We start from the raw sequence: 14,075 nt of genomic DNA, 5'->3' as shown, positions 1-14,075 counted from the left end.
TGCAGCAGATGATGAAGTGGTTCGTGCATGTCGGCCTGTTGCTGGCATTGGTGCTGTTGACTGCCTGCCACCGGGGTATGGACCCGGTGGCGTTCCAGGCGGATGGTCGCCCGCCCAAGTTGAGCGACTGGCATGTGGTGGAAGCGCGCGATGGCGCACTGGTGCTCAACCAGGGCGTCGTGCCGTACGACCTCAATACGCCGCTGTTCACCGATTACGCGCACAAGCTGCGCACGATCTGGATGCCCAAGGGGGTCTCGGCCAAGTACGACCCGACCGATACCTTCGATTTCCCGGTCGGCACCATCATCAGCAAGACCTTCTACTATCCGCGCGCCGCGGACGGGAAGCTCGGCGACGTCGCGCGCACGTACGACAGCTCGCACGATTTCTCCGGCGAAGGCCTGGACCTGGCCCGCGTCCATCTGATCGAGACGCGCATCCTGGTGCGTCGCGAATCAGGTTGGGCGGCCATTCCCTATGTTTGGAAAGACGACCAGAGCGACGCGCTGCTCGCGCGCACCGGCGCCGTGATTCCGTTGACCCTGGTGGCCGACAGCGATGCGCGCGAAGACTTCAACTACGTGGTGCCCGACGAAAGCCAGTGCGCCAGCTGCCACGCGCAGGACTGGGTGACGCGCAAGATCCATCCGATCGGCCCGAAGGCACGTCACCTCAATCGCGACTATCACTACGCGGCCAGCGACGAGAACCAGTTGGCGCACCTCGCCAGGGTCGGCTACCTCAGCGGCGCGCCGGCAGCGACAGAAACGCCGCGCAACGCGAACTGGATGGACGAGCGCGCATCGCTCGACGCACGGGCACGCGCTTATCTGGATATCAACTGCGGGCACTGCCACAACCCCAAAGGCGCGGCCAACACCACCGCCCTTACGCTGGATGTGAGCGCGCCCGAAGACCGCCATCTCGGCATCTGCAAGCCGCCGGTCGCGGCGGGACGTGGCACGGGCGATCATCTGTTCGACGTCGTGCCCGGCTCGCCCGATGAATCCATCCTGCCCTACCGGATGGATTCGGCCGACCCGGGCGTGATGATGCCGGAACTGGGCCGTAGCACAGTGCACCGCGAAGGCGTGGCATTGATCAAGGCATGGATTGCGGCGCAGTCGGGGGGCTGCGTCGCGATTCATTAAAACCAAGCAGTGCCGCGGCCTCCGGGCCGCGGTTTTTTCATATCGAGGGGAGAAACTGCTGATGAACATGCGTCCGCGTCCGTTGTCCGTGTGCCTGCATCGCCTGCTGCTGGGGAGCAGCCTGGTGCTAGGTGTATTGCCCACCGAAAGCTGGGCGAGCGACGACGTATCGCCCGCGCCGCAGGACAGCAGCAGCGCCCAACCCGCTGCCGGCACCAAGGCCGATCCGGAGAAAGCCAAGCTATTGGGTAACGTCACCGTGACCGCGCAGAGCCGCACGCAAGAAGTGCAATCGGTACCGATTTCGATGGAGATCGTCACCGCCAAGCAGATCGACACGCTGGCAGCAACCGATCTGAGCAAGATGGATATCTTCGTACCGGGCCTGGTGATCAGCGCCAGCCAGCCGACGCAGCCGACGTATGAGTTGCGCGGCATCTCCACCAGCAACTTCGGCATCGGCACGGAACCGTCGGTGGGCGTCTACGTCGACGGCGTCTACGCTGCCCGCTCGGGCGGCGCGCTGCTCGCGTTCAACGATATTGCGCGCGTCGAAGTGCTGAAGGGCCCGCAGGGCACGCTGTTCGGCCGCAATGCGGCGGCTGGCGCCATCTCCATCGTCACCAACGAACCCACCGACAAATTCGAGGGCGATGCGCGCGTGCGCGTCGGCAACGATGGCCGCAAATACGCCGATGCGCTGGTGAACATCCCGATCAACCAGGATATGGCGCTGCGCCTGAGCGTGCTCGACAACCAGAGCGACGGCTGGATCCGGGACGCGGCCACCGGCAAGCAGTACGGCGGCGACAACGATTGGGGCACGCGCGCGGTGTTCCGCTGGAACGTCACCGACAATACGCGCGTGCTGCTGTCGTGGGATCACGAGAAACTCAACCAGACACCCGAGCCTGCGATCGGCCTGATTCCGCTGTCCAACGACACCAATGAACGCGCGCCGTTCCCGGCCGATCCGGCCAACTATCTCAACCCCTTGCATGCGCCGCTCTACAACGACGCCATCGGTGGGCGCGAATCGCGGCGCTTCGACGGCGCCACCTTGCGGATCGATCATTCGTTCGGCTGGGGCGACTTCGTTTCCACCACCGCCTGGCGCGGTTTCGACACGTTCAACCTGGGCGACTACGACGGCACCAACCATGTCGTGACCTATCTGGACACGGCGAACATCGAGCACAACAACAGCTGGTATCAGGAGTTCAAGCTGTCGGGCAACAACGACCTGATGGATTGGGTGGGTGGCGTCAGCTACTACCAGGAGCAGGCGCGCCAGACCAGCGAGACCAACGTCAACACCAACAGCATCGACACGCTGGCCAACAATGTACTGGGCGTGGGCACGCCGCTCACCGATATCAGCAATATGCTTGCATCGTTCGGGCTGCCGTTCTCGCTGCTGGGCGACCCGTGGCACGAGGCGATCAGCAACGACGGCAACTTCAAGGCCTACGCCGCCTTTGGCGACGTGATCTGGCACGTGAGCGACAAGTTCGACGTGACCACGGGTCTGCGCTACACGCGCGATGAAAAGGAGTTCAGCTGGTACAACATGCCGCGCAGTGCACCCGCCTTCGACGCCACCATCGCCGGCCTGTATGGCCTGGGCATCCTCCCGCCCGGCACCCTGGACGCGTTCCAGCAGAACGTGATCTTCACCAGCGCCGTGGGCACGCCGGTCTACGCCAGCAACACCTGGAACAACTGGAGCCCCCGCGTGGTGGCCAGTTACAAGTTCACGCCGGACGTGATGGGCTATGTCTCCGTCACCCGCGGCTACAAGGCTGGCGGCTACAACAGCGTGCAGCCCGGCTCGACTTTCCAGCCGGAAAAAGTGACCAACTACGAGGGCGGCATCAAGAGCCTGTTCCCGGATCAGAACCTGCTGCTCAACGGCTCGGTCTACTACTACCGCTACGACAATATGCAGTCGCTGGCGCTCGATCCGAACAGCCCCGCGACCGGCCTGCCGATCTATGTGGTCAACAGCAGCAACCAGGAAGCGAAGGGCCTGGAACTGGAAGCGCAATGGCAGCCTATCGAAGGTTTCCGCATCAATTTCGCGGGCGCTTATATCGATTCGAAGTATCGCAGCGCCACCGCGCCCGACGGCGTGGATCTCAGCGGCCAGCCCACCGGCGCGCCGTACTTCTCCGGCGCGCTGTCACTGGCCTACACTTGGCGCAACGTGGCCAACGGCGACCTGGAGTTCGATCTGTCGCAGGGTTATCGTGGAGCAACGCGCTGCAATGACGACTCGCAGTATCAGGGCTCCTGCAACATCAGCCCGAACTTCAAGATCGGCAGCAGCGAGCAGCGCACGGATGCACGCATCGACTGGCACTCTCCGGGCGACCGTTGGGGCGTGGCGCTGTACGGCAACAATGTGTTCAACAAGCGATACGTGACCGGCGTGAACAATATCAGCACCTCCGTGTTCGGCACGCCGTTCGCCTCCATCACGCCGCCCCGCATGTGGGGCTTGGAATTGCGCGCGAAGTTCTGACCGTGAGCCGATGACCATGAAAGAACCCAGCTCGTCACTGCATTCCATCCTCCTGCGCATGCGTGAAGCGCAGTCGCGCGATCCGTTGCCGCCCTGGGACGTTCGCGCCACGCGATTGCGCACCCTGGAGAAGATGCTCGACGAGCAGCGCGGCGCGTTTGCCGAAGCGATCGATGCCGATTTCGGCCATCGCCCGGCGGAAGAGACCGAGTTGCTGGAGCTGTATCCCAGCCTCTCCAATCTGAAGCACTCGCTACGCCGTGGCCGCCGCTGGATGCGGCCACGCGGCAAGCTGGCCAATCTGGTGTTCCTGCCCGCGCGCACCACGCTGCTGCCGCAGCCGCGTGGCGTGGTCGGCATCATCGTGCCGTGGAACTATCCGCTGTTCCTGGCCGTGGGCCCGCTGATCGATGCACTCACCGCGGGCAACCGCGTGATGCTGAAGATGAGCGAATTCACTCCGCGCTTCTCGCAGTTGTTTGCCGATCAGGTGGCGCGCTATTTCTCCGCGGACGAAGTGTCCGTGGTCACCGGCGACGCCGAAGTGGCGCAGGCATTCTCGGCACTACCGTTCGACCATCTGCTGTTCACGGGCTCCACTGCCGTGGGCCATCACGTGATGCGCGCGGCGGCAGCCAACCTCACGCCGGTGACGCTGGAACTGGGCGGCAAATCGCCTGCCATCGTCGGTCCCGGTGCGCGGCTGGATCATGCCGTCGAACGCATCGTGTTCGGCAAGCTGGTCAATGCGGGGCAGACCTGTATTGCGCCGGACTATGTGCTGGTGCCGCGTGCGCAGATGGCTGCGTTCGTGAGCGCCGCGCGCGACATGGTCGGCAAGCTGTATCCCAATCTGCGCCTGCAGCAGCAGTACTCCTCGATCGTCTCCGATCGCCAGTACGAACGCCTGGGCAGGTTGCGCGACGAGGCCGTGGCCGCGGGCGCGACACTGGAGCCGATGAGCGACGCGCATGACATCCCTGCCAAGCGCCTGCTGGCGCCGGTGATGCTGACCAACGTCAACGACGGCATGGCAGTGATGCAGGACGAGATCTTCGGTCCCTTGCTTCCGGTCATGCCATACGACTCGCTGGACGAAGCGATCGGCTATGTCGCCAGCCATGCGCAACCGCTCGCGTTGTATCTGTTCGAGCAGAACAGCGCGACCATCGACGAGGTGCTGACGCGCACGCAGGCCGGCGGCGTCACCGTGAACGACACGCTGTACCACATCGCGCAGCATGGCCTGCCGTTCGGCGGCGTGGGCCCGTCGGGCATCGGCGGCTATCACGGCGAGGCAGGCTTCCGCACGTTTTCGCATATGAAGCCGATTTTCCGGCAGGCGCGCTTCAACGGCACCGGCATGCTCAATCCGCCGTACGGGGCGCAGTTCAAGCGGATGTTGAAGTTGTTGATGCGGGTGGGCTGAAGCGCGCGAAACCTCAATGGGCGAAAACCCCTTTGTGGGAGCGCACCCTGTGCGCGACGGCCACACCGTACGTTGGCGCTTCGATGTGGCCAGTCGCGCACAGGGTGCGCTCCCACAAGGTGGCGTTTTGTTTTCACCCGTGACGCCATAAAAAAACTCCCCGCTTTCGCGGGGAGTTTTTTTGCAACCGTTGCTCGCGATGAACCGCGATTAGAACTTGTACTGCGCCGACAGGCTCAGCAGGTTGCCGTAGTCGTCCGACTCGCCGGTGATCACGTCGCCGGTGGCGCTGGTGGCGTTCACGCGCGCGCTGTTGACGAAGATGTGCGCGTACGAAGCGTTCAGCACGAAGTGGTCGTTGACCTTGTAGCCGACGCCGAACGAGGCCAGCTGGCGGGTGCCATCGGGCACGCGCGGATCGCGGGTGGCGGTGACGGTCGGCGTGGTGTCGAGTGCGAGACCCGCACGCACGGTGAACTTGTCGTTGACGTAGTACTCGCCGCCCACGGACACGTACCAGCTGTTGCGCCAGTTGAACGGCTCGGTGGTGGTCGGCTGCGCCGGGTTGGCGTAGTACACGTTCAAGTTCTTGAACACGTCCCACTTGGTCCAGGCCACGTCGGCGCCCAGGCCGAACTTCTCTTCCTGGTGCCAGTAGCTGGCGGTCGCCACGGCGGGCGTGGTGAACGGCGCGGTGCCTTCGGTATGCGTGAACGGCACGCCACCCGCACCGGCCAGCAGCGCGGCGACGGTCGGGTTGCTCAGCAATGCCTGCACGTTGGACGGTACGGTGAAGTTGGCCGTGCCTTCGATGGTGTGCGAAATCTTGGAGCGGTAGTCCAGCGCGAACTTGTCGTTCGAGGTGATCCGCCACAGCATGCCGACCTGCCAGCCATAGGCCCAGTCGTCACCCTTGATGCGGGCGACGCCGTCCGAACCCGGCGGCACGATGGCGCCGACCTGCTGGGCCAGTGCTGCGCCGGTGGCCGGCGGAATCGCACCCGCCTGCACGGCCTGATTCACCAGGCCCAGGCCCACGGCGTTGTAGTTGATGGCGGAGGTCAGCTCGGCCGAGGTCTTCTGCGCGATGCCGCTCACGCCCAGGGCGAAGTTGTCGGTCACGTCGTAGGACAGCGACAGCGTGCCGTCGAGCGATTCGAACTTGGACTTGAGCGCGTTGTAGCGGCCGATCCAATTGTGGTCGTACTCGGTCTGGAAGCCGAACGGCACGGTGAAGCCCGCGCCCACGTGCCACTTGTCACCCAGCTGGGTGGCAAAGAAGAAAGCCGGGACCGGCATGGTGGTGCCGGCGTCGCCGCCGTTGCCGCCGCTGATCGGGCGACCCAGCGCGTCGTGCGCGGAACCACTGAAGGTGGTGCCGAAATTGATGGCGGTGACGTCAGCCTGGAAATAGGTGCCCTTCAGGTCGCTCATGGCGGCCGGGTTGTTGGCCACCACCGACACGTCGCCACCGGCAGTGGCGGAACCGGCATAGGCGCGACCCATCGCGGCGGCGCTGTCTTCATGCAGCTGGAACGCACTGGCATGGGCGCGCTGCGGTGCAGCAAGCGTCCCAAGGATCGCCAGGCTCAGCGCAGCGAGCGTGAGCGGACGACCCGCACGTGAAAATTGACGGTATGACATCTGCATCAGCAATGCTCCTGCTTATCGTTGATCTGGCATCGGGGTGGTAGCAGGGGCTTGACGTCCACGCTTGATTTTCATACGCGCGTTTGACACCCCTGGCCGGCACTGTGCCGACACAACGCAAGCTTTACAAGTGCGCTTGCAGCAAAATTCCCCGTGAATTACCCGCTCATCCGCTCTGTTCGTCGTCGATAGGCGAAGATAGGGGGTGTAACGCGTCTGGCACAGGGGACTACGCGGAAAATCGCGGTGGCGTGACAAGCGGTGCTAATCTCTCAGACCGCGCCCGCGGGTGCGCCCCTCCCATGATTGCCGACGGGTGCCGCCATGCACTGTTTTGTCTACGCCAGCCAGCGCAAGCCCGATACCTATCTGTGGGTGGGCCGCCGCGACGATTTCGAGAGGCTGCCCGAGTCGCTCGCCCTCATGCTTGGCGACCTGCGCTTTGTGCTCGAGGTGGAACTGTCCGGCGAGCGCAAGCTGCCGTATGAAGACGCCGCTCAGGTGATCAAGCATCTGGACGCGCAGGGTTGGCATCTGCAATTGCCGCCGAACGAGACGCTGGCCACCGCCAACCATCTTGTCTACAACAGCGCGCCGCTCGATCCTCACGACGATCGCGATCACTAAAGCGCACGCCGCCGTATCCGTTAACACCGGATTACCTTCTGGCCTCGTCACGATTCCTATACTCCGCGCATATGGCCTACTCAAAAACGCGTCGCCCGCCTCCGTTTCTGCAAGCCCTCGCCTGGTTCGTTCCAGGTCTGGTCGCCGCAGCGATAGCCGCCTTCGGGGCCCATCCACTCGCGCTGATTCCGCTGCTGGTCGCCAATGCGCTGACCATGGCGGCGGTATGCCATGCGATCGGCTTCGACCCGGAACCGCGTTTTGGCCGCACCGTGCTGCGCCGTGGCGCGGCTTACCTAGTGATGTTCACCGGCTATGTGGTGCTGGTGTTCCTGCTGGTGGCGTGGCCGATGCTCAAGCTCAACCAGTCGCCCAGCCTCGGCGCGGCCTTGCTGCTGGCCGGTGCGCTGGTGGTGGCGCTGGCGGCGCTGTGGCGGTTGTGGCCGGCGTTTGGCCTGGTCTATGTGTGGGACGACGCTTATCCCGCCCAGAGTGACGGCTCGTGGATCTTCACCGCCACGGCACGCAGCCTGGCGTTTGGTCGCCACTTGTCACGCGAAGAGCGCTTCTTTACCCATTTCCTGCCTTCGGCGATTGCGCTGCTGGCGCTGGCCTTCATCGCCATCGCGCTCACCGGTCTGTATGGCGTGCTGCCTTCCGAGCTGCGCACCGCGGCGCTGGTGATCTACGGCGTGGTTCTGATGCCGCTGGGCTGCCTGATCGTCGCCAACCGTACGCTGCGAGCCATGCTGTGCGAACGCCGTCGCCCTCGTCAGCCCGCCGCTGGCGTGATCGATGCGCCGGCGCCGACACCGCCGCCCAAGCCTGCGCCGACGCTCACCGAGCAGGAACGCACCGCCGGTACGCCTGAGCAGGCTTATGCCTTGCTGATGGCCACGCGCGAGGGCGACATCGAGCGCGCCCTGGCCCTGGTGGAAGCCGGCGCCGATCCGAACACGGCGCCTGCGCCGGGCGATCGCGACCAGCGCCCGGTGCTGATGCTCGCCGCCCTGCTGCCGGATATGCGCCTGTTGCGCGCGCTGATCGCCAAGGGCGCCGACGTCAATCGCGCCAGCGGCGGCCTGACGCCGCTGCTCGCCGCCACCCGCGACAGCTGGCATGGCCGTGCCGAAGCGGTGATGACGCTGCTGGCCAACGGCGGCAGCGCACTGGCCACCGACGCGGAAGGCAACACGCCGCTGCATGGCGCGGTGCTCAGCGGCGAGGCGATCGTTGCCGCGATGCTGCTCGACGCCGGCGCCGTCATCAATGCGCTCAACAAGGCCGGCCTCAGCCCGCTGGCCGTGGCCTGCCGCGCCGCCAACTGGCCGGTGGCCAAGTTCCTGCTGGAGCACGGCGCCAAGCCCACGCCCGCCGATGGCGAACCCGCCCTGGTGACGGCCGCTGGCGTGCCCGACGACGACGTCGAAGGCGTGAAGCTGCTGCTCAAGCATCGCGCCGCCATCAACGCCGTGGATGCGCGCCACCGCAGCGCCCTGATGGCTGCCTCGGCCGAAGGCCACGAACAGATTGCCCGTACGCTGCGTGCCGCCGGCGCCGATGTGAACCTGACGGATCGCCACGGCAGCACCGCCTTGATGGAAGCGGCACGCGCCGGCGCCGTAGGCATCGTCAAGCTGCTTGCCGAAGCGCAGCCCGACGCCCGCCTGCGTGACAGTCATGGTCGCGATGCGCTCACCCTGGCCTGCCAGTCGCCGCAGGCGCACGCCGATGTGGTGCGCGCCCTGCTCGCCCTGGGCGCCGAAGCCAAGACCGCCGGCAGCAATGGCCGCAGCGCGCTCGATTACGCCGCTGCCGCGGGCCGCTGGGATCTGGTCGCCCTGCTCGATCCGGAAACGCCGCTGCCCGCCAGCCTGAGCATGGATGCGTTGCCCGAAGGCGCGGACACGCCGGCGCACCTGCTGGACGCGCTGCGTTTCGGCCACTGGGCGGTGGTGTCCACCTTTACCCAGCGCGTGCGCGAGTGGCCGCAGTCGCAGCTCGCCCAGCTCTATCTGGATCTGGCCGGCGCCGGCCAGAGCGCCGCGCGCCGTTGGCTGCTCGATCATGCGCTCGATCCCGAAGCACGCTTGCAGCCCCAGTTGGTCGACGACGCTGAAACCGTGGAAAACATCGAATCGTCGCTGCCGCCGCTCGGACGCCGCCTGTTCGACGCCTTGCTGCCGCAACTGCCCGCCGCCACCGAGGCCATCGACGATCTGCTGAGTGCCGGCGCTACGCCCGCTGGCGCCGGCTTGCTCGCGCAGGCTTTGCTGCGCCTGGAAGACAGCGCGCAGGGCGCGGCCTTGCCGCTGGCCATGCTCGAGCGCGGCGCCGATCCCTTCGGTGCCGATGCACGCGAACGCACGCCGGTGCATCTTGCCGCCACGTACGGCCACGCGGCCTTGCTACAAGCCTTGCTGGCACGCGGCTGCGATCCGAATACACGCGATATCAGCGGCCGCACGCCGTTGTTCGCCGCGCTGGAACATGGCGAGCGCGCGTTGCCGCTGGTGCGTTCGCTGGTGGCGCATGGCGCCGATCCGGAAGCCATCGATGCCAATGGCGAAACGCCGCTGGGCCTGGCGCTGGAGCACGAGGCGATCGAGCGCTGGATGAATTGGGGCGACTGGACGCGCCCGCTGCGTCCCCTGCGCGCGGACGATCTGCCTGCCGCCGCCAAGGCCGGCGCGGTCACGGCGGTCGAGCGCCTGCTCGAACTGGGCTTTGCCGTCGACACCCGCGATCACCAGGGCGCCACCGCGTTGCTGCATGCCTGCGGCGCCGGCCAGCGCGACGTCGCCGCCCTGCTGCTCGACAAGGGTGCCGACACCACGCTCGCCGCCACCAACGGCATGACGCCGCTTGCCGCTGCCGTCAGCGCGCGACGCGAAGCACTGGTGGCCTTGCTGCTGCAGAACGGCGTGGCCGTCGACCAGCGCCTGCCGGGCGAAGCGACCGCACTGATGATTGCCGCCGCGATGGGTTATCCCGATCTTGCCGAGCAACTGCTCGACGGCGGCGCCGAGGTGAATGCCGTGGACGAGCGCGGTCACTCGCCGCTGCATGCGGCGGCACAGTACGGCTTCGATCACAACGACAGCCTGCGCGCGCGCCGCCTGTTCGACGCACTGCTCAAGCGCGGCGCCGACGTGAGCCTGGCCGACAAGGAAGGCAAGACGCCCTTGCTGCTGTTGCTTGGCGCGCATCTGCGTCCGGGCAGCGATTGCGATCCCACGCACATCGGCGCGCTGGTGCCGGTGCTGCTCGATGCCGGCGCCACGCTCGAACACGCCGATCAGCGTGGCGTCACCGCACTGCACTCCTGCGCCATGCATGCGCTGCTCGCGCCGGCACGCGTGCTGCTGGCGCGTGGCGCCGATCGCCAGGCGGCGGATGCCTTCGGCCGCACGCCGGCCGATGTGGCGCGTGCGATCGGCTATGTCGACATCGCTCACGAACTGGCGGCGCGCAGCGGCTCGGCCATTCCCAGCGTGCGGCAGATGTTGAGGCAGCCGGCCCAGCCGGCCGACTGAAGCGCCTCTTCGACCAGACGACGAGCCATCGTCTCGGGGCGTGGCGGCAACTGCCGCCACGCGCTCACGACTTCATCCAGTCCGATGCGATCCACGCTGGGCACATCCGGCAATCCGCCAATGGCGTGCACCGCGCTGCCCGTTGCGCTGCGCGGCGTCCACATGGAGGGCCAGCGGTTGCCGAACAGGACGACCAGCGGACAACCCACCGCGGCTGCCAGATGCGCAGGCCCTGTATCCACCGACACCATGCTGTGCGCGATATGCAGCAACGCGCGCAAATGACCGAGCGGCAGTCCTTCGCGCGGGACAATCACCTGCGCATGCTCTGCCGCGTCGCCAATCGTGGCGAGATAAGCCGCCTCGGCCGCCGAACCACACAACAGCACACACGCATCGGGCATGGCTTCGACGATGGCGCGACACAAGGCAGCCCATCGTTCCACCGGCCACGACTTGTCGTCGTCCTCGCGCTTGCGTATGCCATTCCAGCGCATCGTGCGCTTGTTCGCGGGTTGCAGCAGTACCAACGGACGTCCGTGCAGATTGCGCCGCGCCAGCCACAACTGCGCTTCACCGAGTTCTATGGCGGTTGGCTCCAGTCGTGGCGCGCAAGGTAGGGCATGCGACGAACACAGGGCATCGTGAAAGGCCGCTGGCGTTTCATCCGCAAACCGCATCAGCCAGTCGATCCAATGATCGCCCTGGATAAACGGCGTGTCTTCGATGAACACGCAATGCTCGGGCGCAATGCCGGCCAGCGCCAGCATCGGCCTTATCTTCGTGCGCGTACGTACATCCGGCTCGCAGATGTAGAACGGCGCCGCGCGCAGTTCGCGCAACGCGAACGCCGTGCGCAATCGCTGCGGATTGAGCCAGAGCGAACCATACTGGCTGTCGACCTTCCGCACTTCGGCGACGTCTTCATGGCCCTCGTACAACACGCGCGAGCATTCGCCCAGCGAAACGAGCCGGCATGCACTGCCATAACGGCGATGCAGCTTGTGCAGCAGTGGCTGCAAAAGAATGGTGTCGCCCAGTCGTCCGAATCGAATGACGACGGGATGAAGTGGCGCACGCTGGCCCATGCAATTCAGGTCGACGTCGGGCAGGCCCGATCCCTCAGGCGGCCCGCCCCGCGACGGCACGACCTTCAGGCGCGCCTATCTTTCCCGATGCGCGGCGAAATGAGTTGCGGATTTGACGCAAGTTCGCATGCAGTCACGTGCAATAACGGCACGCAAGAAATCCCGTCAGCCCAACGTCAGCGTGTCACATCTTCGTCATTTGCCTTGGCATCGGTGGGCTTCTCCAAGGCACGCGTGACCTCGGGCGAAGCGTCGGCCTGGAACAGCTGTTCCAGATCGACCAGCGCTTCGCGCGTGGTCTGCACAATGCGCGCATCGTCGTCGTAGACGAGGTATTGGCGCTTGAGCAGTTCGGCATCCTGTCGACGAAAACGCTCGACGTGATCGGCCGCCATTTCCGGCGACATGCCGAGTGCTTCCAGTGTCTGGCGCGTCATCTTCAAGCTGGAATACAGCGTTTCGCGCACCGGCAAATCCACGCCCAGATCCATCAGTCGCCACGCATGCTGGCGATTGCGCGCACGCGCGATGATCTTCAGGCTCGGATACATGCGACGCACCACGCGTGCCGTGCGCAGGCTTGCCTCGGGATCGTCCACCGCGAGCACAAACACCGCCGCCTGGTCCGCCTGCGCGGCGCGCAGCAATTCCGGACGCGCCGGATCGCCGTAGAAGATGTCGGTCCAGTTGCCAAAGCGCTGGACCAGGTCGATCTGCTCCACCGAATGATCGAGCGCCACGAACGGAATGCCTTGCGCGCGCAACATGCGCGCCACGATCTGCCCCATGCGCCCGTAGCCGGCAATGATCACGCGCGGCTTGTCGGCCACGATGGTGTCGAACTCGCGCTCTTTCTTGGTCTTGGCCTGATACAGCATGCGACCGAGCACGGCCACCATCAGTGGCGTCAAGGCCATCGACAAGGTGATGGCCAGCACCTGCAGGCTGTGCTGCTCGGTGGTGATGAGGTTTTGCTCGCCGGCGAGCTTGAGCAGCACGAACGCGAATTCGCCGCCGCAGGCCAGCAACACCGCCAGGCGCAGCGCATCGCGACCATTCAGGCCGCCCACGATGCGACCCAGCGGCCACAGCAGAGCGCCCTTGATCAACAACAGGAACAGCACCAGCAGGAACACGCGCATCGGCTGCTCGATCAGCAGGGTCAGGTCCATCGACATGCCCACGCTGATGAAGAACAGGCCGAGCAGCAAGCCCTTGAACGGTTCGAGATGCGATTCCAGTTCGTGGCGGTATTCGGAATCGGCCAGCAGCACGCCGGCCAGGAACGCACCCAGCGTGGCGGACACGCCCACCAGCTCCATCAACCACGCTGTGCCCATCACGACCAACAAGGCGGTGGCGGTGGACACTTCGACATTGTCGACCTTCGCCACGAAGCGGAAGATCGGACGCAACAGATAGCGGCCACCGACCATTACCGCCACGATCGCAGCCACCGTGCGCAGCACCGCGTAGACATCAAAACCATGCTTGGTCGATGCGCTGGCCAGCAGCGGCACGGCCGCGATCAGTGGAATCGCCGCCAGATCCTGGAACAGCAGCACGGCGAACGCCTGTCGCCCGTAAGACGTACCGGCTTCCTTGCGCTCGGCGAGTATCTGCAAGCCGAACGCGGTGGACGACAATGCCAGGCTGCCGCCCACGATGGTGGCGGCATTCACCGTGAGTCCAAACAGGTAGTACGCCGCCGCACCGATCACCAGGCTGGTCGCCAGCACCTGCAGCAGGCCCGTGCCGAACACCTGCTTGCGCATCACCCACAGACGCTGGGGCGACAGCTCCAGGCCGATCACGAACAGCATCAGCACCACGCCGAACTCGGAGATGGTGGCCACGCCCGCGGTATCGGAGATCAGGCCCAGCTCCTGCGGACCGATGACGATGCCAGCCAGCAGATACCCGAGCACGGAACCCAGGCGGAAGCGCTTGGTCAGCGGCACCGCGATGACGGTCGCCAGCAGGAATACGAGCGCTGTCTGCAGAAAATGGCGGCTATCCACTCGTGCGCTCCATTCGGGGGAATCGCATTATTCCACGCTGACGCTG

Annotated in this window: 8 protein-coding genes; 5 read left to right on the top strand and 3 right to left on the bottom strand. The window is 65.6% G+C overall.

Annotation, left to right across the window (positions count from 1 at the left end; translation table 11 throughout):
- Positions 1-8 precede the first annotated feature (8 nt).
- The 3 genes from AC1DKY_RS09410 (at position 9) to AC1DKY_RS09400 (ending at position 5,107) form a co-directional block, all read left to right on the top strand.
- Positions 9-1,154: an SO2930 family diheme c-type cytochrome gene (locus tag AC1DKY_RS09410; RefSeq protein WP_441602878.1), complete on the top strand. Its 1,146-nt coding sequence runs from the start codon at positions 9-11 to the stop codon at positions 1,152-1,154.
- Positions 1,155-1,215: 61 nt separating this feature from the next.
- The gene (locus AC1DKY_RS09405; RefSeq protein ID WP_441602877.1) at positions 1,216-3,678 is read left to right on the top strand and encodes a TonB-dependent receptor; all 2,463 of its coding nucleotides are present in this window, start codon (positions 1,216-1,218) and stop codon (positions 3,676-3,678) included.
- Positions 3,679-3,694: 16 nt separating this feature from the next.
- Entirely contained in the window at positions 3,695-5,107 is a 1,413-nt protein-coding gene (locus tag AC1DKY_RS09400) for a coniferyl aldehyde dehydrogenase (protein WP_441602876.1), read from the top strand.
- A gap of 210 nt (positions 5,108-5,317) precedes the next feature.
- On the opposite strand, the gene AC1DKY_RS09395 is transcribed toward AC1DKY_RS09400, so the two are convergent.
- Positions 5,318-6,757, bottom strand: a complete 1,440-nt coding sequence (locus AC1DKY_RS09395; RefSeq protein WP_441602875.1) for an OmpP1/FadL family transporter — start codon at positions 6,755-6,757, stop codon at positions 5,318-5,320.
- A gap of 324 nt (positions 6,758-7,081) precedes the next feature.
- Here AC1DKY_RS09395 and AC1DKY_RS09390 point away from each other — a divergent pair, with 324 nt between their 5' ends.
- Positions 7,082-7,384: a YcgL domain-containing protein gene (locus tag AC1DKY_RS09390; protein WP_441602874.1), complete on the top strand. Its 303-nt coding sequence runs from the start codon at positions 7,082-7,084 to the stop codon at positions 7,382-7,384.
- Between the two features lie 71 nt (positions 7,385-7,455).
- Positions 7,456-10,920 carry an ankyrin repeat domain-containing protein gene (locus tag AC1DKY_RS09385; RefSeq protein ID WP_441602873.1) on the top strand — a complete coding sequence of 1,155 codons (3,465 nt, stop codon included), beginning with the start codon at positions 7,456-7,458 and terminating at the stop codon, positions 10,918-10,920.
- Here AC1DKY_RS09385 and AC1DKY_RS09380 read toward each other — a convergent pair.
- Complete coding sequence (locus AC1DKY_RS09380; protein WP_441602872.1) at positions 10,839-12,008, bottom strand: glycosyltransferase family 9 protein; 1,170 nt, start codon at positions 12,006-12,008, stop codon at positions 10,839-10,841. The two genes, AC1DKY_RS09385 and AC1DKY_RS09380, sit on opposite strands and share 82 nt — an antisense overlap.
- Positions 12,009-12,184: 176 nt before the next feature.
- Positions 12,185-14,029 carry a monovalent cation:proton antiporter-2 (CPA2) family protein gene (locus tag AC1DKY_RS09375; protein ID WP_441602871.1) on the bottom strand — a complete coding sequence of 615 codons (1,845 nt, stop codon included), beginning with the start codon at positions 14,027-14,029 and terminating at the stop codon, positions 12,185-12,187.
- Between the last annotated feature and the right edge of the window lie 46 nt (positions 14,030-14,075).

Source organism: Dyella sp. 01N448 (assembly GCF_056399225.1).
Note: the sequence above shows the minus strand (reverse complement) of the source record. Positions and strands in the feature narration are given on the sequence as shown.